This window comes from Pseudofrankia sp. EUN1h (genome assembly GCF_001854645.1).
Classification (GTDB): domain Bacteria; phylum Actinomycetota; class Actinomycetes; order Frankiales; family Frankiaceae; genus Pseudofrankia; species Pseudofrankia saprophytica.
This window is the reverse complement of sequence record NZ_MBLN01000074.1, coordinates 128,843-150,845: the sequence shown is the minus strand read 5'-3', so window position 1 is coordinate 150,845 and position 22,003 is coordinate 128,843. Positions and strand designations below refer to the sequence as shown.

Below are 22,003 nucleotides of genomic sequence, written 5' to 3'. Positions count from 1 at the left end.
GGCGACGCAGACCCGCCAGCGGCCAGGGAGCGGAGGGCGCTCAGCGCCTGACCGCGTTCCGCGGCGCGCTCGTGATCTCCGCGTTCCGCGGCGCGCTCGTGATCTCCGCGTTCCGCGGCGCGCTCGTGATCTCCGCGTTCCGCGGCGCGCTCGTGATCTCCGCGTTCCACGGCGCGCTCGTGATCTCCGCGTTCCGCGGCGCGTCCTGTCCGCTATTGGACTGGGGCCTTACGTAAGGCCTGCGCGATCCGTTCAGCTGTTGGGCGGCCAGATGGCGGCATGCCAGGTGCCGTCGGCGGACGTCGACACGCCGGCGACCAATCCGTGGGCGGACAACCCCTTCGGGTCGGCCGCGGTGCCGCCGAGCGTTCCGAGTGTGATGAGCTGGCCGTCGTGCCAGAGGCGGCCGCCGGGCGAGGCTGTCGGCCCTGTGAGGGCGGACACGAGCACGTCGCCATGGTCATTGATGGCGACGACATAGTCGGCGTCGGCGATTCCGAGCCGGTTAGGCCTGGCATCCGGCGCCGAGGACCATATGACGACGTCGCGAGAAGCGCCCGACGTGTCCGCGACCACCCCGGTGACCTGGCCGGACCGATTGATCCTTACCGGTCCGGCGCCGCCACCGCCGGTGTCGAGTGTGGTGAGGACGCCGGACCGCCAGCGGAACGCCGGTCGGAAGATGGGATGGGCCCCGGACGGGGAATCCTGGTCGTCCAGCACCAGTCCGGCGACCTGGCCGGCGTCGTTGACTCCCATGACGACCGGATGCGTCGTCGGGCCGGTGTCGAACGTCGTCAGCCTGCCCCGGTCCCACAGAAAGCCACGCGGGCTCGTCCCGGAGCCCTCGAATGTCAGCCCCGCGACCTGCCCGGCCTCGTTCAGGTAGAGGTTGTGCTCGTTGACGTCGGGATCCACGCCGAGATCGACGGTCATGGTCCCGTCGGTCAGGAAGGCCCGGGGGGTCGTCGTGGCGTCGCGGCCCTGGGCGGTGCCGGGCTCGCGGGCCGCGGTGACGGTGACGGCGGTGACCTGGCCGTGGTCGTTGAGATCCTCGGGGATGATCTGGTCGCCGTGTACCGGCAGGACCGTACTGTGCCCGTCCTGCCAGCGCACCAGGCGCGGGGGCTGGTTTCCGGCCGGATCCGTCACGGTCCCGACGACCTGCCCGGCGTTGTTCAGCAGGCTCGGCTCGATCGGCGCGCCGTCGTGCGTCAGCGGGACCGGCTGGGCGCCGTGGGCCAGGTAGTAGAACTCGGCACCGGCCCGGCCTGCGCGGCCGATCACCATGGCCCCGGTGTCGTTGACGGCGCTGACGGACATGATCGCGGCCAGGTCTGGCGCCGCCGCGGCAGCTGGACGCACCGCAGGTGTGGCACGGCTGGGCGACGTGGCCGGTGGCGGCGTCGCCGGACGCGTGTCCGCACCGCAGGCCACCAGGACCATGGCGGCCACCAGCGCCGTGAGCGCCGACGCGGCGCGCCGCCCGTCAAGTGGCGTTTCCTTGGCGGCGCGCGTGGGCCGGTCCCCTGGTCCTGGAATGGTCGCCATGGGCATTGGGTGACCCCTCGTACGGGCGGCAGGCATCGACGTCCTGTAGCACCCCCGACACTCGATGTGTGCCGAACCTGGCCGTGTCCAGCCGGACGCATCCTGATAGACGGCTCTGGAGCCTACTCCGCGAGCGCGTGACGCAGACTTGGATTGGACGCGGAGATGGACCGTTGGAGCCACTTCACGCGACTCAGCCGGCTGTGGCTGGCAGGGACGGCTGCGAGTCGCCCGCGGGCCAGGTCAACCTTTCTTTCAGGTCGTCTCCGTCGAGAAGAGGCGCGTCAGAGCATCCGCTGAAGTCGAAAATTCGGTCCGTAGCGGCTGGATCACGGCTATTTGTGAAAGCACGCAGTTCGCCCCGGCGAAGGGCGCCATACCGTCGTAGGTCGACGTGGTGGTAGGCCCAGGAGAACAGGTTGCCGGGATCGGCTCCGTCGAGCATCGCCACGAGGCCCGACCCGCACAACGTCCATGAGACGCGGTAGCGCTTGCCGCTCAGAGCGCTGCAGACCATGACGCCGATGATCTTCAATCGTTCGTCGCTCAGCGTGAGAACGGCGTCTCGGGCCGTTCCGCAGTCACCGTATGAGCTGACATTCGAGGCATGCCAGTGCATGAATGCTGCGGACTGGTCTCGCGTTGAAACGGTGGCGATCACGAGCTCCATCTCCGATGGGTTGCAGCCAATGGCGACGGGTAGGCCAAACTGTTTTTCGACATCCTTTCTGGGGCCGCACTCCACCAGGTCGACGCCACTACCTGAAAGTCGAGTCACCAGCTCCTTCCGTGCGTTGCCCGCCATGAACCAGGTGGCGACCTCGTGTTCCGCCGCAAAATAGGTGGCGCCAGCAGCGCCAGCGATCGAGAGTATTAGAACCCATATGACGTGGAGTCGCCAGCCGACCCTCTTTCTGTGCCGAGAGGAGGTCGGATTCGGTTCGGTTTCGTCTGGGGACTCGGCGGTGTCGGACGGCGCTCTGTCGACTGTATTGACGCTGCCGGGAGTGTGGTGTGTCTGCACGTCGACGAAGTCGTCCGCTTGTTCCTGGCCGGGGTCGGCGGTCGGCCCGAAGACCTTGTTGGCTGGATACTCGTGGGCAGCGGCGGCGAGCAGCCTCTCCCGGAGATCGAGGGCCACGCCGTTGCCGATCAACATCGAAACTTCGGCCCAGAAACCGAGCGCATCCGACGTTTCCCACGACGGATGTCGGCCCGGGTCGAGCCCTGCCGCGATCAGTAGTTTGCGCGCGGGCCCCGGACGCGTGTAGGCCCGCGCCAGCGCCGCGATCTCCCCAGGTGACAAGCCGCCCACCGACTAGCTCCCCCCGACGTCCTAGGCGCTCACCCGTTACCTAGGACAGCTGAAGACACTCAGCACCCATGATTGTGACGGGTGGGTCGCGGCGGCGGGGCTCGGGGCTATCTGGCGTGGTGAGCCGCCGAATCAGCCAGCGTCGCGACGATGAGCCATCGTCGGTGACCGGCCGTTTCACCATTCTCGGCGGCTGGCGGCTGGCGGGTGGCCGCCGGTGGCTCCATGGCAGAAGGCCCAGATTCGGGGAGCCGGGTTCTTGGCTGTCGGGCTACTGTGGTGACCGTCTTGGCGAGGTCGGCCGGTCAGGCGATGGTGACGACCACCTTGCCGCGGGTGTGGCCGCCTTCGACGTGGCGCAGGGCTTCCGCGGCGTCGGGGAGTGAGTAGGCCCGGTCGATGACCGGGGCGAGTTTCCCGGCCTCGATGAGCTCGGCGAGGGCCTCCAGGTCGGCTCGTCGAGGTTTCCAGATGAACGGCCGGATCCGCTGGCGCACGACGGTGTTGAGCGCGAACCCGCAGGGGAAGTTCGTGACGGCGCCGAACACCTTGCCGGGTTCCCCACCACCGTTGACGACAAGGGTTCCCGTCGACGTCAACGCGCGCCGCAGGTGGCGTAGCGGCCGGTTGCCGACGTTGTCGAGGATCGCGTCGTACCGTTCGGCCCGGTCGAGGAAGTCCTCGGCGGTGTAGTCGATGGCACGCACGGCGCCCAGGGAGCGCACCAGTTCGGCGTTGCGGGCGCTACACACGCCGGTGACCTCGACGCCGAGCGCGGTCGCGATCTGGATCGCGAACGTGCCGATGCCACCCGCGGCGCCGTTCACGAGCAGGCGCTGCCCGGCCCGCAGCCGGGCGATGTCGCGGACCGCCTGCAGGGCCGTCCCGGCGGCCAGCGGGACGGCCGCCGCCTCCTCGAAGGTGAGGCGCGCGGGCTTCGGCACGAGCGCCTCGCGCGGCGCGGCCAGCGCGTACTCGGCGAGCGCGCCGGCGCACAGGCCGAACACCTCGTCGCCGGGCCCTACACCACGCACGTTCGTTCCCACCAGTTCGACGACGCCGGCCGCGTCGATCCCGGGCACCCGGGACTTCGGCCGTCGCAGGCCCACGCCGCCCATCAGGCGCGCGATGTACGGGTCGCCCCGCAGCATGTGCCAGTCGTAGGGGTTGAGCGCCGCGGCGCGAACCCGTACCAGCACGTCGTCGGGGCCGACCCGCGGTATGTCGACGTCGGCGAGCCGTAGGACCTCGGGCGCGCCGAACCGCTCCTGGACGATCGCCTTCATGTGTCCGCCTCCTGAACTTGGCTGGCCGTTCCCGCCTGTGACGATCCCTCATCGGCGTCGAGCCGTCGTCGAAGATCTGTTGAGCTACGGTTGAAGAGCCGGCTTGTTGGCKGGCGGCGGACTCGGTGAGCACGGCGTGCGCCGGAACGGTCGGAACGGTGCGGCGCTCGTGAAGGGGCGGTGAGCGCKGGTGACGGCCCAGGCCGGTGAGAGTTGGCCTGGCGCGCGCATCGAGCTCTTCGGTGGGGTCCGCGCTGTGGCCGGCAGCGGAGAGCCGGTAGTGGTCGGGCCCCCGATGTGCCAGGTGCTGCTCGCCGCGCTCGCGCTGTCGGCGGGCATGGCGGTACCGGTGTCCCGGCTCGTCGACCTGATGTGGGGCGCGCACCGCCCGCGGACCGCCGAGCGGACCTTGCATTCCTACGTCACCCGGCTGCGCCAGGCGCTCGGCGCGGGGGCGATCGCGACCGTCGGCGCGGCCTACCGCCTGGACCTGCCGGCCGACGCGGTCGACGCGCTCCGTTTCCAGCGGCACGCGGACGCCGGCGACGCCGCCGCGGCGCTCGCCGAGTGGACGGGCCCGCCGCTCGCCGGCCTGCACGTCACCCCGGGCCTGGCCKCTGTCCTCGACGGGCTGGAGGAACGCTGGCTCGCGGCCGTAGAGCAGGAGCTCGCGGACCGCGTCGAGACGGACCCGGTGGCGTCGGTCGGCCGGCTGACCGAGCTGACCGCCGGCCACCCCACCCGCGAGGGGCTCTGGGCGCTGCTGATGACGGCGCTGTACCGCGCTGGCCGGCAGACCGACGCGCTCGCCGCCTACCAGACCGCCCGCCGCCACCTCGTCGAGCACCTGGGCGTCGAGCCCGGCCCGAGACTGCGTGAACTCGAGGCGATGGTCCTCGGCCAGGACGACCGGCTGGCCGCGAGCGGATCCCCCGGCGGGCCACGCCCCGCGGCCGAGGATGGCCGGGCCGGGAACCTCCCGCTTCGGCTCGGGCGGCTCATCGGCCGTGACCAGGAGCTCGGGGCCGTCAGCCTGGCTCTGTCCGTCTGGCCGGTCGTTACCCTGATCGGACCGGGAGGCATCGGCAAGACGCGACTGGCGGTCGCCGCCGCCAGCCGGGAGGGCGACGAGGACGGCGTCTGGCTCGTCGACCTGGTCGAGGTCGGCTCGTCGGCCGACGTGCCGCGCGTCGTCGCCGGGACACTCGGGGTCAAGGAGAAGGCCGGGCGAGAGCTGACCGAGGCCATCGTCTCGGCTCTGCGCCCGCGCCGAGCCCTGGTCGTCCTGGACAACTGCGAGCACGTCCTCGACGGCGCCGCGGCCCTCGCCCAGGCCATCGCCGACGGCTGCCCGGGCACGCGGGTGCTCGCGACGTCCCGGGAGCGCCTCGGCCTGCGCGACGGCCACGAGAAGATCGTCCCCGTCGGCCCGCTCGAACCCGACGGCCCGGGCGTCGAACTGTTCCGGGAACGCGCGGCCGCGCTCTCACCGGGTTTTGGCCCGGAGGCCGAGGACGGTGTGGTCACGGCGATCTGCCGGCGCCTGGAGGGGGTGCCGCTCGCCATCGAGCTCGCCGCCGCCCGGACGGCGACGCTCACCCCGACCGAGCTGCTGACCAGGCTCGACGACCAGCTTCGACTGCTCGTCGCGGTCGGCGGCGGTGGGCGCGCCAGCGCGCGTCGGCACCGCGCGATGCGGGCGACCGTCCAGTGGTCGTACGACCTGCTCGCCCCGGCCGAACGGCTGCTGCTGCGCCGCCTGGCGATCTTCGTCGGCGCGTTCGACCTGGCCGCGGCCGCGGCTGTCGCGGCCGGCCCCGGGACGACCGATCCCGCGACGTCGGACTCCGCGACGTCGGCCCCGGCCCCGGCCGAGGAGCTGCTGGCCGGCCTGGTCGCCCGTTCGATGGTCGTGGCGGAGCCGGGTGTGGCCAGCCGACGCTTCCGGTTCCTCGAGCCAATCCGCCAGTTCGCGGCCGAGAAGCTGGCCGAGGCCGGTGAGACCGACCTGATGGCCGCGCGCCACGCGGCCTGGTGCACCGAACGGGTGGGCGGCATCCACCGGTTGCTGACCGGTCGCGGTGAGGCCGCGGGCACCGCCCAGTTGGACGACCTCTGGCCGAACCTGCGCGCGGCGTTCGACTGGGCCAGCGGCCGCGCGGACCGTCACCTCGCGCATGCACTGGTCCGCCCTCTCGTCACCGAGATCCCGCGGCGCAACCGCGCCGAGCTGGGGGACTGGGTCGAACGCCTGCTCGCCATGGCCGCGCCGGGCGAGGCCGACCTCGTCGCGTTCGGGCTGACCTGGGCGGGCCAGCGCCACAAGCTCGCCCAGGACCCGGCGGCGTTCGAGCGGCTTGTCACCCGCCACGGCCCCGCGGGCACCGGCGCCGCGTCCGGCGGCGGCTCCGCCATCGCCCTCGCCACCGCCTGGGCTCTCGTCCCCGACGTCGACAAGGCCGTCGTCGACGGGTTCCTCGACGTCGCGGTCCGGCATGCGCAGGCATCCGTCCACCAGGACTTTCCCGCGCTCGGGGAGCTGGCCCCGTTGATGATCTCCCGGCTGCGGGCGCGCGGCGAGGACGACCTCGCCGAACACTTCGAGCTCGACGTCGGCGCATCGATGATCTTCGGTGGTCGGTTCGAGGACGGCGACGCGTTCGTCGACGCCCTCGCGGGGCGATACCGGGCAGACGGCCCGCCGACGCTCCTGAACATGGCGCTCGTGCTGCTCGGCTACTCCGCCCTGCTACAGGGCCGGCAGGAACGCGCCGAGGCGCTGCTCGCCGCGGCCATCGCCGTCGAGGTGCCCGAACGCACCCATTCACCGAACCGGTGCGTCGAGGCCCGCGCCTACTTCCGCCGCGGCGAGACGGCCCGGGCGTTCGCCATCCTGCGCGCCCACATCGACGAGCTGCTCGACACCGGCAACATGCAGGGGATCTGCGTCACGGCCGTCGAGTTCGTCAACATGATGGTCCAGGCCGACCGCCTGGCCGACGCCGACCGCGTCCTGCGCCACCTCGACCGCACCGCCCCCTACTGGGCGGGTCTGGTCGCCGACGCCCGCCACGCCATCGGCACCACACCCCGGCTGACCGCGCCGGAGCCCCACCTGCCCACGCCCGACCTCGACGACCACCAGACCCTCGAGTACATGCGCTCGGTCCTCGCCGAACTCATTCCGGCTGCCCGTGGCTGACGGAAGCGCCCACGTCCGGCCCGGCGGCTTCGGTCAGGGGACCTGGCGAACCCTGGCGTAGTGGCGGGCGGCCCGGGCCCGGTTGCCGCAACCGGCCGAGCAGTACTCCCGCCGGGGCACGCCGTGGACGAAGTAGAGAACGCAGCCAGGCCCGTGGCAGGCTCGCACGTCGGCGCCGGCGGGCCCACCGAACAGGCCGACCGCGTCGTCGGCCAGCGTGGTGAGCGCGAGTGCGACGGGTCGCCCCGTGGAGCTCACCACCACCCGCGGTTCCGGGTCGACGCGCAGCTCGCGCCACGACGGGGTTCGTCGGGCGAGCCGGTTGAGGGCAGCCACCGCGTCCGGATCCGGCTCGCGGCCGTCGGTCGCCGCGCCGGCGAGCGCCCGGATGGTGTCGCGCAGCTCGCGGGCCGTCCACAGGTCCTCCTCGCCGACGTCGCGCAGGTCGTCGTCGGTCAGTGCGACCGTGAGCCGCGGGCGCATCGCGCGCAGCCAGTCGGCCAGGTCCGGCACCGTCCGCAGGGCGTCCCTCGGGCGGCCCCGCATGGCGTAGGTCGTGTTGCCCAGCTCGATCGCCGGCGGTTCGCCGAGCATCGGAGCGCCGCTGCGCTCAGGGCTGGCGTGTTCCATCAATCTAACGCTACCTCCGGGTTGACACCGTTAGAAGGATCGGCCATCTTCTAACGGTAGGAGAACGGTGATGCCGTGAGAACGTCTGATCCACGAGTCGGAGGTACACATGGGCAACCCTGGGCCGCGCACCGGTCATGTCGGTCTGAACGTGACCGACCTGGCCCGCTCTACCGCCTTCTACCAGCGGGTTCTCGGACTCGACAAGATGGGTGGGCAGGCTGACGGAGACCGGAGGTTCGCCTTCCTCGGTCAGGACGGCGCGCCTGTCCTCACGCTCTGGGAACAGAGCGCCGGCGCGTTCCCCACGGCGCTGCCCGGGCTGCACCACCTGTCGTTCCAGGTCGCCGACCTCGAGGCGGTCCGCCGGGCGGAGGCGGTGCTGCGCGAGATCGGCGTCGAGCCGCTGTACGACGGTGTCGTCGCGCATGGCGAGGGCGCGTCCTCCGGGGGTGTGTTCTTCGCCGACCCGGATGGCATCCGGCTGGAGATCTTCGCGCCGACCGGTGCCGAGGCCGCTCCCGTGCCCACCCAGGGCGCCCCGACCTGCGGCTTCTTCTAACAGCTGACGGAAGGAACGGAAGGAGCCGGTCATGCTCCACCCCGGTGAACGCGCGGTGCAGGCACGCGCCGGCCTGCCCCCCGAGCCGCGCGGATCGGCCGCCGTCGGCGCCACCATTCCACCCGCGGCCGCGGAGTTCCTCCGACAGCAACGAATGCTCCTGCTCGGAGCCGCCGACGAGGCCGGCGCGGTCTGGRCCAGCCTGCTGACCGGCGCGGCCGGCTTCGTCACGGCGGCGGACGAGGAGACCATCGTCGTCCAGACCCTGCCCGGAGCCGGGGATCCGCTGGAAGACGCCTTCGCCGCCGAACGCGACGTCGGCCTGCTCGCCCTCGACCCAGCCAGCCGCCGACGGATGCGGGCCAACGGGAAGGCCCGCCGTGACGGCGGTCGGCTGGTCGTCCACACCGAGCAGGTCTACGCGAACTGTCCGAAGTACATCCAGCTCCGCCATCTCGCGGGCGACGACGCCGAGGCGACGCGCGGACCCGTCTCGGTGACCACCGCGCTCACCGCCGGCCAGCGCCGCTGGATCGCCGAGGCCGACACCTTCTTCGTCGCGACCCAGGCCGCCGGCCTTGGCGCGGACATCTCGCACCGGGGCGGCAACCCGGGCTTCGTCGCGGTCGCCGCCGACCAGCGGCTGACCTGGCCCGACTACCGCGGCAACTCGATGTACATGACGCTCGGCAACCTTGACCTCGACCCGCGCTGCGGCCTGCTCTTCCTCGACTGGGACCACGGCCATACCCTGCACCTCACCGGCCGCGCCCGGGTCGACTGGAGCCCCACGCGGGCCGAGACGCTGCCCGGGGCGCAGCGTCTCGTCGACTTCGAGGTGGAACGAGTCGTGCAGATCGTGGCGGCCAGCCCGCAGCGCTGGTCGTTCGACGGCTACTTCCGGCTCAACCCGGCCTGATGCCCATCCCGGCCGAGCGCGGCACCATCCTCCGTGCGAGCACAGAGGCTCGAAATCGAGCCGACGATCGAGCCGACGTCATCGTCCGCCGAGCATTCGGACGACCCGGGGCAGGACGACGGCATTCCAACCCATCATGTCGATGGACATCTTTGGCTTCTTGTCGGTGACGCCGTTCGTGGCGGTCCACACCCGGGCCTGGCCTTCCCGCAGGTCGGCTCCCACGATCTGGCTCCACGGGACCGTCTTCGCGAACGGCTGACGCGGCCGAAGACCCTGGGCGTCCGCGGTGATCCGGGCCGCCGGGCTGCTGCCGAAGGCGACCGGGTGGCCGGCGGTGACGGCGTGCGCGGCCCGCTGCGCGATGGCCGGGCACGCCGTGGCCTCCAGCAGCTGGACGACCTGCTCGAACAGGCGTCGGCTGTCCTCGAGCTCCGTGCCCCGCTTGTAGGCGTCGAACGTGAAGATGGCTGTCACGTCGCCGTGGGCCAGGCCGATCCGGTAGCTGGCCTGGTTTATCCGGGCGGCGGCCCGATAGATCACGCGGTCGACCGTCGACAGGTCGAAATACTGCTCACCGATCGTGATCGCCTGAGCGGTGGCGACGAGGTCCTGCTTCTTTCGGTGAATCCGGACCTCGCCAGGCGAACTGGAGTTCGCCGCATCGACGGGGAAGGTGCCCATGATGTCTCCGCGTTCGGCCGCTGGGGAGCCCTGCTAACTCCGGCAAGGCTGGCGAACGGCTGACGATTGCGGTGCGAGGAGTCTTTCAGCCGACACCTCGCCGGCAGGGCCGAGCCGCGGCGGCGGTCGTGGGGACGAGGGCAAGCAGCAGGCAATGCGGACGAGGCGGGCACGGCGTCGACGAGTGCCGTTCCGACTCGCGGTCCTCAACCTTCCGTCCCGGCCTCCGAGCAAACACGACGCGCGTCATAGGGCGACGCCGGGTGCGCCGCGTAGCCGGGCCGCGGCCGGTCCGGCTCGCCGTCGTCGCCGGCTGGCTCGCCGATCGCGGCGGCACGGCCGGCCGTCAGGACCCGGGTGAGCGCCTCGACGTCGTCGGGACCCGAGCGGCTGGCCACCCAGGTGACACCGGCGATCACGTAGGTGTCGGGGGTGAAGAAGGCGTGCCCGCCGCGGGCAAGCTCGCCGACGCGGCGRCTTACCCGTTTGTCGTGGGTGTACGCGCCGAAGGCGATCGGTCTGGCCATCCAGTCCGAGACGCGGTAGCCGGCCGCCCGGGCGTGGTCGAGCAGGCCGACCGGGTCGGAGATGGAGGAGATGAGCAGCAGGACCGTCTCGAAGCCCTCGGACAGGACCCGCCGGGAGATCTCGGCGCCGGTGTCGCCGCCCCACAGCTCTGGCGCGTCGCCGGGAGCCGGCAGGTAGGGCGGGTTGCCGACCGCGCACCGCTCGTTCCCCTCACGGGCGCCGGCGAAGAAGTCCCCCTGGATGATCTGGTAATTAGCCAGCCCCGCCTTCTCGACGATGCGCGCCGCCACGCGGCTGGAGCGCACGTCCTGCTCGAAGCCGCGCACCGGCACCGTCGACTCCTGACGCCGCAGCGCCTCGACCATCGGGATGCCGGTGCCCGCGCCCAGCTCCACCAAGCCGTCCGCCAGGATTGGCCCGAGCCTGGTGTCCGCCAACAGGTTCTCCAGGCACGACGCGTAGAACCCCGACTCGATCGGATCAAAGAACGGCATATCTGGCTCCTGACCTTCTGCGGCGGAATGACGCACAGCACCCGGGGTGCCGCGGAGTCGACCCGCCAGATACCCGCCCACGTGCCCACCCATCCCGCCGCCGGGACGCGGGCGCGCGGCCGCGCCTCACCAACGGTTCCTCCGCGTGTCAGGCGTCCCTCCGCGCGTCACGCACATCCGATATGGGGGTTGAGCCGTCGCCCGCCGGGCATCTCCCGCCCCGTGTACACGGGGATTCACGGCCATGGCCGTTGAGCTGTCGACGGCCGCCGGACCGGCCACCGGCAGGCAGACGGCGGTGCCGGCGGCCCGGTACGGCACCGTGCTCGGGCCACGGGAACTGGCACCGAGCGCCCTGCCGCCCGCCCGCGGGACGCTGAGCGAGTACCTGCTGCGCCAACTGGCCGGCCCCGCGCGGCCGCTGTCCGGATGGCCGGTTCCCGACGACGACCCGCTGTTCGGCGAGGACGGCGCCCTCGCGCTCTACTGCCTGTACGAGCTGCACTACCGGGGCTTCGCCGGGGTCGACGACCGCTGGGAGTGGGAGCCGATGCTGCTCGCGCTGCGGGCGGAACTGGAGGACGACCTGGAGGCGCGGCTGCGGAAGCTGGCCGCCGGGGTCGATGCTCCCACGGCCGACGCGACCCCCGCGGGCGAGGCACGGGACGGCCGCGATGGGGCGGGCCCGGCTGTGCCTGACAGGACCGGGCCGGCTGACGCCCTCGCCCCGGAGGTCCCCGCGGCCCTCCGGGAGATCATCGGCTGCTCGACGGGCCCGTCGCTGTCGGCCTACCTCGCCGAGGAGGGCTCGCTGACGCAGTTCCGCGAGTTCGCCGTCCACCGCTCGCTGCTGCAGCTCAAGGAGGCCGACCCGCACTCCTGGGCGATCCCCCGGCTGTCCGGCCCGGCCAAGGCCGCGCTGATGGAGATCCAGGCCGACGAGTACGGCAGCGGCCGGGCGCGCGACGCCCACCAGAACCTCTTCGGCCTGACGATGCTGGCGCTCGGCCTCGACCCCGGCTATGGCCGCTACCTCGACCAGGTTCCGGGCGCGACGCTCGCGACGGTGAACCTCCCGACGTTCCTCGGCCTGCACCGCCGTCTGCGTGGGGCGCTCGTCGGCCACCTCGCCGTCTTCGAGATGACCTCGGTGGAGCCGATGGGCGCCTATGCCGCCGCGCTACGCCGCCACGGCCTTGGCGCGGGCGCCCGGCACTTCTTCGAGGTGCACGTCGTCGCCGACGCCCACCACCAGAACGTGGCCGCCGATCAGCTGGCCGGGGGCCTGGCCCTCGCCGAGCCGGCCCTCGCCGACGACATCCTGTTCGGCGCGCGGGCCGTCATGGCCGTGGAGGGCCGGTGTTCGTCGGCGATCCTCGCCGCCTGGCGCGCCGGCCGCTCCTCGCTGCGCGGCGGCTGAGGTGGGGCACCGGGCAGCCGCGCCCGCCGTCTCAGGCGTGCTGGTGGGGCCGGCGCCCGTCGCCGCCGACGGCGTCGTGGCCGGCATCGGGACGAGCGCCGCTACCGGCCCGCTCAGGTGATCCGGGCGCGGTCACGCCAGAGGGCGAGAACGGAGTCGTCGCCGACGACCTCGATCCCGCCGGCGTCCCGGCGGTTCCACAGGAACAGGTAGAGGTCGGAGGCGGTGCCGCGGATCGTGCAGTCGGCGTCGGCGTCGGCGTCGGCGTCGGTGGCGATGGTGGTGGTGGCGACGGTCTGTCGGCTCACCTCGCGCGCGTCGGGCCCGATCCGGATCGTCCAACCGGCTTCGGTGTCGGCGCAGCGCACCACCAGCGCGACGGGCTCGGGCGAGACCAGTCCCCGGTGCCGCCGCGCGTAGAACCCGGTCAGCAGCTCGTCGATCCCGTCCGCCCCGAAGCCCGGCCGCACCGACGGCGGCCGACCCACCGGCGCGGTGCCCTCGGCGCCCGCTGCGCCTGCCCGCCGGGAAGCCGCGAGCGCCAGCTCGGCGTCGACCCGGTGCACGGCCGTCTCATGGGCCTGTCGGCGCGCCCAGAAAGCCAGCGGTGACGGCGCGCCCGACCACAGCGTCCAGCAGGACACGCCGGGGTCGGCGCCGTCGAGAGCGTCCACGAGCGCCGCGTGGCCGTGGCGGAACCAGCCCAGCAGGGCGTCGTCCGGCACCGCCGGCAACCCGTCACCCTCGATGTCGACGGGTGACGGGTTGCCGGTGCGCACGTAGGACGCCGCCCAGCGGTGCACGCGGCCGGTGTGGGTCACCAGGTCACGCACCCGCCAGCCGGGTGCCGACGGCACCTCGGCGTCGAGCCCGGCGGCCGTCGCAGTGGCGGCCATCCGCTCGCCTTCATGACTCAGCGCCGCGACATGTTCGTTGATCAGCAACACGTGCTCACTTTCGCCGCCCTTCGAGGCGAGCCGCCGGAGTGACCGCGCCGCGTCGGCACGGGTGGGTCAGCCGCTGATCGTGGGGATCATCGTGGGGATCTCGGCGCGCCGGCTGGCCTGCCGCGCCGCGGCCCGCGACACGGCCGCGGTGGCGAAGGCGCGGATCACCGGGTGGACGCGGGAGGTGTCGGCGGCCAGCTCCGGCTGGAACAGGGTCGCGAGGAAGAACGGGTGGTCGGCGAGCTCCAGGACGCGCACCTGGCCGTCGTCGTCGACGCCGGTGAAGCGCAGGCCGCCGGCGCGCAGCCGGTCGAGGTACTCGTCCGCGACGCCGTAGGAGCAGTAGTAGCGCTCCATGCTGCGCTCCACGCCGAGCACCCATTCGGCCAGCGAACCGCGCTCGATCCGGACGCTGCCCTCGTGGCCGCGCAGCGAGCAGGTCAACGGCACGATGACCAGGTCGGTGGCGTTCGGCGTCACCTCGGCGTGGGCGACCTGGCCGAGGCCGCAGACGTTGCGGGCGAACTCCAGCACCGTGTGCTGGAAGCCGCCGCAGGTGCCGAGGAACGGCACACGCCCCTCGCGGGCGACCCGGACCGCCTCGACGGCGCCCTGTTCGCTCGCGTACGGGCTGCCCGGCACCAGCCAGATCGCGTCGAAACCGTCGAGGGTGCCGGGCAGGCACGCGTCGGTGGTGGGAACCCAGTAGGCGTCGAGTGCGAGCCCGTCGCGGGCACGCAGCTGGCGGATGATCGTCGGGATGCGGCCGTGCGCGGCGACGTCGGCGGAGCGGTCGCCGACGAGGGCGACGCGGGCCGAGGCGGCGATGACGCCCGAGGCGACGCCCGAGGCGACGGCCGAGGCGAGGGGCGGGGCGGCTGAGGTCATGTACCGATCGTGGCCAGCCGCCTGATTCAGGTCCAACGATAATTGTTGGTATCTGGATAAGGAATCCTGATACTGACGGCGTAGGGCGTAGGGCGTAGCCGACTGGCGTAGTTGGCTGGCGCGGACGGGCGGGTGTGGATGGACGGCATGGACCTGACACTGCTGCGGACGTTCACCGCGGTGGCCCGCGCCGGCTCGTTCTCCGCGGCGGCGCGCGAGCTCGGCTACACGCAGAGCGCGATCTCCCAGCAGATATCCACACTCGAGGCGTCGCTCGGGGGCGTGCCGCTGCTGACTCGCCGGCCCGTGGCCCCGACCGCCGCGGGCGCGCGCCTGCTCGAGCACGCCGAGCCGCTGCTGCTGCGGGCGTCCGCCGCCCGCGCGGACGTCCTGCGGGCCGCGGGCGGGCCACCGGACCATCTGCGGCTCGTGGCCTGCCCGCTGGCCATGCCGCGACTCGCGGCCGCGTTCGGTGAGATCACCGCGACGATGCCGCGCCTCGACGTCACGATCTCGGTCGCCGACCGCGACGGCGTCGCGACCGAGGTCGCCCGCGGGACCTGCGAGCTCGGCCTCGCGGTAGGCCTCGCCGTCCCCGGCGACCCGCTGCGGCTGCCCGACGTCGGCCCGCTGCGGGCGGCGCTGACCGGTACAGACCCGGTCAGCGTCGTCCTGCCCGCCGACCATCCGCTCGCGAGCCGACCCGGCCTGCGCCTGGCGGACCTGGCCGACGCCCGCTGGCTGGACGCCCCCGCGGCGGCCGCGCCGGCCGCCGACGTGCGCCGCGCCGCCGGCGCCGAGGGCCTGCTGCACTGCGCTCGTTACACCGGCACCGACCTGGCCGGCCTGGCCGCGCTGGTCGCGGCCGGCGCCGGCCTCGCGCTCCTGCCGGCCTGGGCCGTCTCCGGTCACCCGGGCCTCGCGGCTGTCCCGGTCACCGCGCCCCAGCTGGTCTACCGCACCGAGCTCCTGTCCGGCGTCACCGCCGACAACGGCCCCGCGGGCCGTGCCCTGGCCGGCCTCCTCGGCGGCTGACACCCCGCGCCGCTCCTTCGGCCGGTCCCGATCGGGCCTGGTCGGCGGGCACCAACGTGCCTACCGACGAGCCGGCACCCGGCGCGCCGCCCGGCTGTTCGTAGGATCGGGATCCCCGGCGGGGCAACGATGACCGCGGCGACGACAGCAGAGAGGTCCACGGATGTTCGACAACCTCAAGGATCTGGCGGGCAAGGCCGGCGACCTCAAGGAGAAGGCCGAGGACGTCGCCGACAAGCACGGAGACCAGATCGACGACGGGCTGGAGAAGGCCGGGGACTTCATCGACGACAAGACCGGCGGCAAGCACGGCGACAAGATCGACACGGCCGTCGACAAGGCGCAGGACCTCGTCGACAAGCTCGGCGGCCAGGACTGATCTCCCGTCTGGTGACCGCCGCCACGGTCGCCAGGCGGGTTTGGCCGAACGGCTGGCGAACGGCGGGCGGTTCCCTGAACCGCCCGCCGTTCGCCGTCCCCACGGCCCCCCGCGGCGCGTCCACCGGGCCCGACCCGGTGTGGTCCGGGAGCCCGCCGTCGGTTTCCGAACTGTGGTCGATGACGGTGTCCGGGCAGTCGACCATCGGCCACGATCCGGCGGCGGATGGTGATCTGTGGTCGATCGTGGTGTCCCGGAGGTCGACGATCGGCCACAGTTTGGCTTGGGGCGGGTTGCGGCGCTGGGGCGGGCCCAGCCGGTCACCTCGGCGGGCGATGTTCGGGCCTTCAGGGCCCGCTCAGCCGTGTGCGACGGAGCACTCTTCGTGGTGGAGCTCCGAGGAGGTCGCCCGGGTGAAGGTGGTTCGTTAGTCGAACTAATTTGATAGCGTCGGGCGCATGGAGACGCCCACCGACGCCGCGGCGCCGGACGCTGCCGTCGAGCCGGCCGATGTCCGGCGCGCCGACGTTCGGGTACCTGTCGAGGCCATCCGCGCGCTCGTGAGCGTGGCCAGGGTGCTCGAGCGGGCGTCGGACGAGCTGAGCCTGGCGCAGTACCGGGTCCTGGCCGCCGTCGCCGCGGGCGACGAGCGGGCGTCGCGGATCGCCACCCGGCTCGCGCTCGGCAAGCCGGCCATCAGCGCGACCGTCGAGTCGCTGCGCCAGCGCGGCCTGCTCACCCGCGGGACGGTCGATGACGACCAGCGCGCCGCCGCCCTGCGGCTGACCGACCAGGGCCGGGCCGCGCTCGACCTGGCCGAGGGGGCCATGCTCGACCGGCTCGACCGGATCGCCGCCCGTGCCCCCGACCCCGCCGCGATGGCGCGGGCGCTCGCCGAGCTCGACGGGGCGGTCAACGACTACCTCGCCGATCACCTCGCCGCCTACCTCGCCAACCGGGCAGCCGCGAAGGAACGCCGATGACCATGCCCCCGCCTGCCCCGGCGCCATCCCCGGATGACCAGTCTCCGGATGACCGTTCCCCGGACGGCGTGCTCCCGGACGGGCAGGTACCGGACGGGCAGTCGCCAGGTGGGCGGGGCTGGATCCGGCGGCTGGCGGGGTGGCTGCTGCGGCACAAGGGCGCGGTCGTGCTGGCGCTGCTCGGCTCGCTGCTCGGCAGCGCGTCGCAGGCTGTCGTCCCGCTGATCGGGCGTCAGATCGTCGACGGCGTCATCATTCGGCGTGACGCGGCGCTGTGGCCGTGGCTGCTGCTCCTGCTGCTGGCGGCGGTGGCGAGCTTCGGCTTCGCCCACCTGCGCCGCTACCACGGCGGCAGGGCGGCGCTGCTGGTCCAGTACGACCTGCGCAACGCCATGCACGACCACCTGCTGACGATGGACCAGGACAACCTGAGCCGGATGCCGACCGGCCAGCTGGTGGCCAGGGCGAACTCGGACTCGGCGCTGGTGCAGGGGCTGCTGATGTTCCTGCCGCTGCTCACCGGCAACCTGCTGATGATGGTCGCCGCGCTGGTCGTCATGTTCGTGCTGGCCCCGAGCCTGGCGGTCGTCGGCCTGGTGGTCGCGCCGGCGCTGGTCGCCGTCTCCTACCGGCTGCGCGTCCGGGTGTTCCCGGCGAGCTGGGACGCCCAGCAGCGCGAGGGCGACGTGGCGCAGATCGTCGACGAGGATGTCAACGGCGTCCGGGTCGTCAAGGCGTTCGGTCAGGAGGAGCGGGAGCTGCGCCGGCTCGCGGACGCGACCGGCACGCTCTACGGCACGAAGATGCGCGCGGTGCGGCTGCGCTCCCGGTACGGCCCGCTGTTGGAGGCGGTCCCGGCCCTCGCCCAGGTCGCGATCCTCGCCCTGGGCGGCTGGCTGGCCGTCCGCGGCTCGATCACGATCGGCACGTTCCTCGCGTTCTCCACCTACGTCGCCCAGTTCACCGCCCCCGCCCGCCAGCTCGCCGGCGTGCTCACCATGGGCCAGCAGGCCCGCGCCGGCTGCGAGCGGATCTTCCAGCTCCTCGACCTGCCGCCCGCGATCGCCGACAAGCCCGGCGCCGTCGACCTGTCCGCGGACGGCGGCCTGCGCGGCGAGATCGCCTTCGAGGACGTCGACTTCTCCTACCCGGGCGGCGCGCCGGTGCTGCGCGGCTTCGACCTGCGCATCGCCGCCGGCGAGCGGGTGGCGATCATCGGCCCGAGCGGCAGCGGCAAGTCGACGGCGGCGGCCCTGCTCGGCCGCTTCCACGACCCGAGCTCCGGGCGGGTGACCATCGACGGCCACGACCTGCGCGACGTGCGGCTCGCGTCCCTGCGCCGCCAGGTCGGGTTCGCCTTCGAGGAGAGCTTCCTGTTCTCCGACACCGTCCGCGCCAACATCGCCTACGGCCGGGCCGGCCTCGACGCCGGGATGGAGGTCTCCCAGGAGGAGATCGAGGAGGCGGCGCGGGCCGCCGGCGCGCACGAGTTCATTGTCGGCCTTCCGCTCGGCTACGACACCGTCGTCGGCGAGCGCGGGCTTTCGCTGTCCGGGGGGCAGCGCCAGCGGGTCGCGCTCGCCCGCGCGATCCTCGCCGACCCGCGCGTCCTCGTCCTCGACGACGCGACCAGCGCCGTCGACGCCCGCACCGAGGAGGCGATCCACGACGCGCTGCGCGACGTCCTGGCCGGCCGGACGACGCTGCTGGTCGCCCACCGGATGTCCACGCTGCACCTGGCGGATCGGATCGTCGTCCTGGACGAGGGCCGGGTCGTCGAGTCGGGCACCCACGAGGAGCTGACGGAGCGCAGCGCCACCTACCGCGCGTTGCTCTCCGGTCTTGACCCGGCGCTCGCCGCCCAGCTCGGCGACAGCGCCGAGGCCTTCGCCGAGATCGCCGAAGCGGCGGGCGGGCAGCCCGCCACGACGGCCGAGGCGTGGGACGCGGCCAGGGCGAGGCAGGCGGCGGAACGCGCCGGTGGCGGCCAGGCTCAGGGAGTGGGCGTGGCCACCCTCGGCGCTGGGCTCGGCGGTGGGGCCGCGCGTGGCGGCGGGGTCGGCGGTGGCACCTGGCGGCTGAACCTGGCGCCCACCCCTGAGCTGCTGGCGCGGGTCGCCGCGCTACCGCCGGTCCGCGACAAGGCGGACATCGACCTTGCCGTCGAGAGCCGGCCCGAGCCGCGGTTCAGCCTGCCGGGGCTCCTGCGCCGCTTCCGCCGGCCGCTGTCCTTCGGCCTGCTGCTGGTCGTCATCGACGCGGCCGTGGGGCTGGCCGGCCCGACGCTGGTGAAGACCGGCATCGACCGGGGCGTCACCGACGGGACGACCGCGGTGGTGTGGGTGGCGTCCCTGGTGTTCCTGGCGCTGACGCTCGTCGACTGGGTCAACCAGGTGGGCGAGACGTTCGTGACCGGGAGGGTCGCCGAGCGCATCATGCTCTCGCTGCGGATCCGGATCTTCGCGCAGCTGCAGCGGCTCTCGCTCGACTACTACGAACGCGAGATGTCCGGCCGGATCATGACCAGGATGACGACCGACGTCGACCAGTTCGAGTCGCTCATCGAGAACGGCCTGCTCTCGGCACTGGTCGCGTTCGTGACCTTCGTCGGCGTCGGCGTCGCGCTGCTGCTGATAAACCTCGAGCTCGGCCTGCTGACGCTGACGGTGGTGGTCCCGCTGGTGGTGGCGACCGTGCCGTTCCGCAGCCGGGCGGCGAAGCTGTACGAGCTGTCCCGGGAACGGATCGCGATCGTCAACGCGGACTTCCAGGAGAGCATCTCCGGGGTGCGCGAGGCGCAGGCGTTCGTCCACGAGGCCCGCACCGCCCGGCACTTCCACGACCTCGGCCGGGCGTACCTGGACTCCCGGGTCGCCGCGCAGCGGGTGGTCGCGACCTACTTCCCGTTCGTGCAGTTCCTGTCGGCGGTCGCGGACGCGATCGTGCTCGGCGCGGGCTCGGCGCTGATCGCGCACGGCCAGCTGACCGCCGGCGCGCTTATCGCGTTCCTCCTCTACATCGACATGTTCTTCTCGCCGATCCAGCAGCTGTCCCAGGTGTTCGACGCCTGGCAGCAGACCAGGGTGTCGGTCGGGCGGATCGCCGAGCTGATGCGGCTGGAGACGCTGACCCCGCCGTCGGCCGAGCCGCTCGCCGCCGGCCGGCTGCGCGGCGAGCTGGTGCTCGACGACGTCCGGTTCGCCTACCCCACCGGCCCGGTGTCCGCCGCGTCGGCGTCGGTCGCGGCCGGGCTCGCCGCCTCCCGCGGTCGCGGCAGTGACCGTGGCTGGGCCGAGGCCCGGATCACCGTCGCGGGGAAGGATCCGCGGACGATGGCGGCCGCGGCGGCGGCGCGGGCGGCGAAGCCGCCGGAGGCGTTGCGCGGGGTCGACCTGCGGGTGCGCGCCGGGGAGACGGTCGCGCTCGTCGGGGAGACCGGCGCCGGCAAGTCGACGGTGATGAAGCTGCTGGCCCGGTTCTACGACCCGGACGCCGGCGCGGTCCGTGTCGACGGCCAGGACCTGCGTGCCTTCGACCTGACGGGGTTCCGCCAGCAGCTCGGCTACGTGCCGCAGGAGGCGTTCCTGTTCACCGGCACCATCCGGGACAACATCGCCTACGGCCGTCCCGGCGCGACGGACGCCGAGGTGGAGGCGGCGGCGCGGGCCGTCGGCGCGCACGACTTCGTCGCCGCCCTGCCCGGCGGCTACCTGCACGAGGTGGCCGAACGCGGCCGGTCGCTGTCCGCCGGACAGCGTCAGCTCATCGCCCTGGCCCGCGCCGAGCTGGTCGACCCGGCCGTCCTCCTGCTCGACGAGGCGACGTCCAACCTCGACCTGGCGACGGAGGCCCGGGTGGCGGCGGCGATGCAGCGAATCTCCCGGGCGCGCACGACGATCCTCATCGCCCACCGCCTGCAGACGGCCCGCGGCGCCGACCGCATCGTCGTCCTCGACCGCGGCCGGATCGCCGAGACCGGCACCCACGACGAGCTCCTCGCCGCCGGCGGCCGCTACGCCGCCATGTGGCGCACCTTCGAGCTGGTCACCACGCCGGCCACCGCCACCTCGACGGCGGCGGCGGCCGACTGAGCGGTGAGCTCTGCCTTTCAACCGCGGTCGGTGGTGCCGCGGTTCAGATATCGGCGCAGACCGCCTGCGCGATGACCGACCAGGCAGGTCCGACCCCGGCCGAACCTCTGAGGTTGCTCGCGCCGAACTCGGAAACCCGCTGGTTGGCCAGCGGCGCGACCTTGGTCAACAAGACCCGACGGTCGCCGCCGACGATCGAGCCAAAGGAACCGAGTACCTGCTTGCCCGGCGAGCAGCCCACGGCGTTGGTGGCGGAGGCGTTGGCGGACCCGGCGGGGACCTCGAGCGGCGCCGCCGTGCGCAGCTCGAGGCCAGGGGGCGCGTCGGCGCACAGGGCGTACGCGGAGAGGTGCCACTGGAGGTTATATCCCAGCGGGCCCGAGCTCGCGTGCGCCGTCACACTGGTGAGGCCTGGGTCCGGCGTGATCTGATCGATGATCACCACTGACCAGCTGATGTCGATCGAGGCACCGCCGCCGACGACCCTCTGCCCGGGCGGACACGTCGCGGTGACGGACTTGTCTTCGAAGTGGCTGTCATTGACATTCTCGACCAGGTGGAGGTTCGGCAGCGGGTCCGCGCAGATCGCGTACGCGGTCACCGACCACTGGGCGGTCTTGCTGCCGTCCCTGGGCGTCGCGCTGGTGGTTGCACCCAAGCCCGAGGGCAGGGGTTTGATCTCCTCGAGGAGGACCTGCCCGGGCGCGCCCTTGGCCTCTGCCCCCGCGCCGAGCACCTGCTTGCCCGGAGGGCAGTTCGCGGTCGCGTGAATGTCCCTGTGTTCACGGTTGGCATCGGCGAGGGTGTCGACCGCGGTGACGTGGACCAGGCCGGGAACGGCCGAGGCGGAGTCGGCGAGTATCCCGGCGAGCATTGCGGGTATGGCCAGCACCACGATCGCCCTGGCCAGAATTCCCTTGCGCGGCCTGCGCGGCCTGCGCGGCTCTGCGGTAGCCGTCGGATTTGGTTCCATGTCGGGTCTCCTCGGTGGACGAATACCTGGATGCGGACCGCCGGCGCGCGGCGTGTCGCCGGTCGGTTTCATCTGCCTCACCGGCGGTCCGTCGACGTCCATGCTGTGGACCGGCC

The 22,003-nt window shown here is 72.9% G+C and carries 17 protein-coding genes and 1 pseudogene; 9 read left to right on the top strand and 9 right to left on the bottom strand.

Features of this window, described 5'->3' with window-relative positions:
* Nucleotides 1–236 (top strand): annotated as a pseudogene (locus tag BCD49_RS43755) (hypothetical protein); the annotation flags it as partial.
* A 16-nt stretch (nucleotides 237–252) separates the two neighbouring features.
* On the opposite strand, the gene BCD49_RS29540 reads toward BCD49_RS43755, so the two are convergent.
* From BCD49_RS29540 to BCD49_RS29530, 3 genes are all read right to left on the bottom strand, one after another.
* Entirely contained in the window at nucleotides 253–1,323 is a 1,071-nt protein-coding gene (locus tag BCD49_RS29540; RefSeq protein WP_157845203.1) for a hypothetical protein, read from the bottom strand.
* A 421-nt stretch (nucleotides 1,324–1,744) separates the two neighbouring features.
* Nucleotides 1,745–2,866, bottom strand: a complete 1,122-nt coding sequence (locus BCD49_RS29535) for an effector-associated domain EAD1-containing protein (protein WP_007515505.1) — start codon at nucleotides 2,864–2,866, stop codon at nucleotides 1,745–1,747.
* A 305-nt stretch (nucleotides 2,867–3,171) separates the two neighbouring features.
* Nucleotides 3,172–4,152, bottom strand: coding sequence for an NAD(P)-dependent alcohol dehydrogenase (locus BCD49_RS29530; RefSeq protein WP_007515504.1), 981 nt, complete (start codon nucleotides 4,150–4,152; stop codon nucleotides 3,172–3,174).
* A 280-nt stretch (nucleotides 4,153–4,432) separates the two neighbouring features.
* Between BCD49_RS29530 and BCD49_RS29525 the strand changes: the two genes are divergently transcribed.
* Entirely contained in the window at nucleotides 4,433–7,354 is a 2,922-nt protein-coding gene (locus BCD49_RS29525) for a BTAD domain-containing putative transcriptional regulator (RefSeq protein WP_241832422.1), read from the top strand.
* 33 nt (nucleotides 7,355–7,387) lie between these two features.
* Here the strand turns inward: BCD49_RS29525 and BCD49_RS29520 are convergent, their stop codons facing one another.
* Nucleotides 7,388–7,984: a CGNR zinc finger domain-containing protein gene (locus BCD49_RS29520; protein WP_106410181.1), complete on the bottom strand. Its 597-nt coding sequence runs from the start codon at nucleotides 7,982–7,984 to the stop codon at nucleotides 7,388–7,390.
* A 109-nt stretch (nucleotides 7,985–8,093) separates the two neighbouring features.
* Between BCD49_RS29520 and BCD49_RS29515 the strand changes: the two genes are divergently transcribed.
* Nucleotides 8,094–8,546, top strand: a complete 453-nt coding sequence (locus BCD49_RS29515) for a VOC family protein (RefSeq protein ID WP_007515500.1) — start codon at nucleotides 8,094–8,096, stop codon at nucleotides 8,544–8,546.
* Nucleotides 8,547–8,577: 31 nt separating this feature from the next.
* Entirely contained in the window at nucleotides 8,578–9,465 is an 888-nt protein-coding gene (locus tag BCD49_RS29510) for a pyridoxamine 5'-phosphate oxidase family protein (RefSeq protein WP_071042136.1), read from the top strand.
* 78 nt (nucleotides 9,466–9,543) lie between these two features.
* On the opposite strand, the gene BCD49_RS29505 is transcribed toward BCD49_RS29510, so the two are convergent.
* Nucleotides 9,544–10,149 (bottom strand): hypothetical protein, encoded by a 606-nt coding sequence (locus BCD49_RS29505; RefSeq protein WP_007515498.1) that lies wholly within the window; start codon nucleotides 10,147–10,149, stop codon nucleotides 9,544–9,546.
* Between the two features lie 206 nt (nucleotides 10,150–10,355).
* Nucleotides 10,356–11,171: a hypothetical protein gene (locus BCD49_RS29500; RefSeq protein WP_007515497.1), complete on the bottom strand. Its 816-nt coding sequence runs from the start codon at nucleotides 11,169–11,171 to the stop codon at nucleotides 10,356–10,358.
* A 244-nt stretch (nucleotides 11,172–11,415) separates the two neighbouring features.
* Between BCD49_RS29500 and BCD49_RS29495 the strand changes: the two genes are divergently transcribed.
* Nucleotides 11,416–12,591, top strand: coding sequence for an iron-containing redox enzyme family protein (locus BCD49_RS29495; RefSeq protein WP_007515496.1), 1,176 nt, complete (start codon nucleotides 11,416–11,418; stop codon nucleotides 12,589–12,591).
* A gap of 113 nt (nucleotides 12,592–12,704) precedes the next feature.
* Here BCD49_RS29495 and BCD49_RS29490 read toward each other — a convergent pair whose 3' ends face one another.
* Nucleotides 12,705–13,538 carry a maleylpyruvate isomerase N-terminal domain-containing protein gene (locus tag BCD49_RS29490; protein ID WP_007515495.1) on the bottom strand — a complete coding sequence of 278 codons (834 nt, stop codon included), beginning with the start codon at nucleotides 13,536–13,538 and terminating at the stop codon, nucleotides 12,705–12,707.
* A 66-nt stretch (nucleotides 13,539–13,604) separates the two neighbouring features.
* A complete protein-coding gene (locus BCD49_RS29485; RefSeq protein ID WP_007515494.1) occupies nucleotides 13,605–14,426 on the bottom strand; it encodes a CTP synthase C-terminal region-related (seleno)protein in 822 nt (273 codons plus the stop codon).
* Nucleotides 14,427–14,564: 138 nt separating this feature from the next.
* Between BCD49_RS29485 and BCD49_RS29480 the strand changes: the two genes are divergently transcribed.
* From BCD49_RS29480 to BCD49_RS29465, 4 genes are all read left to right on the top strand, one after another.
* Complete coding sequence (locus tag BCD49_RS29480) at nucleotides 14,565–15,461, top strand: LysR family transcriptional regulator (protein WP_007515493.1); 897 nt, start codon at nucleotides 14,565–14,567, stop codon at nucleotides 15,459–15,461.
* A gap of 163 nt (nucleotides 15,462–15,624) precedes the next feature.
* Nucleotides 15,625–15,840 carry an antitoxin gene (locus tag BCD49_RS29475; RefSeq protein WP_007515492.1) on the top strand — a complete coding sequence of 72 codons (216 nt, stop codon included), beginning with the start codon at nucleotides 15,625–15,627 and terminating at the stop codon, nucleotides 15,838–15,840.
* A gap of 458 nt (nucleotides 15,841–16,298) precedes the next feature.
* Nucleotides 16,299–16,823 carry a MarR family winged helix-turn-helix transcriptional regulator gene (locus BCD49_RS29470; RefSeq protein ID WP_007515491.1) on the top strand — a complete coding sequence of 175 codons (525 nt, stop codon included), beginning with the start codon at nucleotides 16,299–16,301 and terminating at the stop codon, nucleotides 16,821–16,823.
* Nucleotides 16,820–20,914: an ABC transporter ATP-binding protein gene (locus BCD49_RS29465; protein ID WP_007515490.1), complete on the top strand. Its 4,095-nt coding sequence runs from the start codon at nucleotides 16,820–16,822 to the stop codon at nucleotides 20,912–20,914. The genes BCD49_RS29470 and BCD49_RS29465 overlap by 4 nt, the downstream gene beginning before the upstream one ends.
* Before the next feature lie 43 nt (nucleotides 20,915–20,957).
* On the opposite strand, the gene BCD49_RS29460 is transcribed toward BCD49_RS29465, so the two are convergent.
* Nucleotides 20,958–21,887 carry a hypothetical protein gene (locus BCD49_RS29460; protein WP_007515489.1) on the bottom strand — a complete coding sequence of 310 codons (930 nt, stop codon included), beginning with the start codon at nucleotides 21,885–21,887 and terminating at the stop codon, nucleotides 20,958–20,960.
* Nucleotides 21,888–22,003 lie beyond the last annotated feature (116 nt).

Coding starts and splice junctions, on each gene's coding strand:
- BCD49_RS29475 (WP_007515492.1), top strand. CDS start 15,625: ATGTTCGACAACCTCAAGGATCTGGCGGGCAAGGCCGGCGACCTCAAG.
- BCD49_RS29520 (WP_106410181.1), bottom strand. CDS start 7,984: ATGGAACACGCCAGCCCTGAGCGCAGCGGCGCTCCGATGCTCGGCGAA.
- BCD49_RS29540 (WP_157845203.1), bottom strand. CDS start 1,323: ATGTCCGTCAGCGCCGTCAACGACACCGGGGCCATGGTGATCGGCCGC.
- BCD49_RS29470 (WP_007515491.1), top strand. CDS start 16,299: ATGGAGACGCCCACCGACGCCGCGGCGCCGGACGCTGCCGTCGAGCCG.
- BCD49_RS29530 (WP_007515504.1), bottom strand. CDS start 4,152: ATGAAGGCGATCGTCCAGGAGCGGTTCGGCGCGCCCGAGGTCCTACGG.
- BCD49_RS29460 (WP_007515489.1), bottom strand. CDS start 21,887: ATGGAACCAAATCCGACGGCTACCGCAGAGCCGCGCAGGCCGCGCAGG.
- BCD49_RS29465 (WP_007515490.1), top strand. CDS start 16,820: ATGACCATGCCCCCGCCTGCCCCGGCGCCATCCCCGGATGACCAGTCT.
- BCD49_RS29485 (WP_007515494.1), bottom strand. CDS start 14,426: ATGACCTCAGCCGCCCCGCCCCTCGCCTCGGCCGTCGCCTCGGGCGTC.
- BCD49_RS29505 (WP_007515498.1), bottom strand. CDS start 10,149: ATGGGCACCTTCCCCGTCGATGCGGCGAACTCCAGTTCGCCTGGCGAG.
- BCD49_RS29495 (WP_007515496.1), top strand. CDS start 11,416: ATGGCCGTTGAGCTGTCGACGGCCGCCGGACCGGCCACCGGCAGGCAG.
- BCD49_RS29515 (WP_007515500.1), top strand. CDS start 8,094: ATGGGCAACCCTGGGCCGCGCACCGGTCATGTCGGTCTGAACGTGACC.
- BCD49_RS29480 (WP_007515493.1), top strand. CDS start 14,565: ATGGACGGCATGGACCTGACACTGCTGCGGACGTTCACCGCGGTGGCC.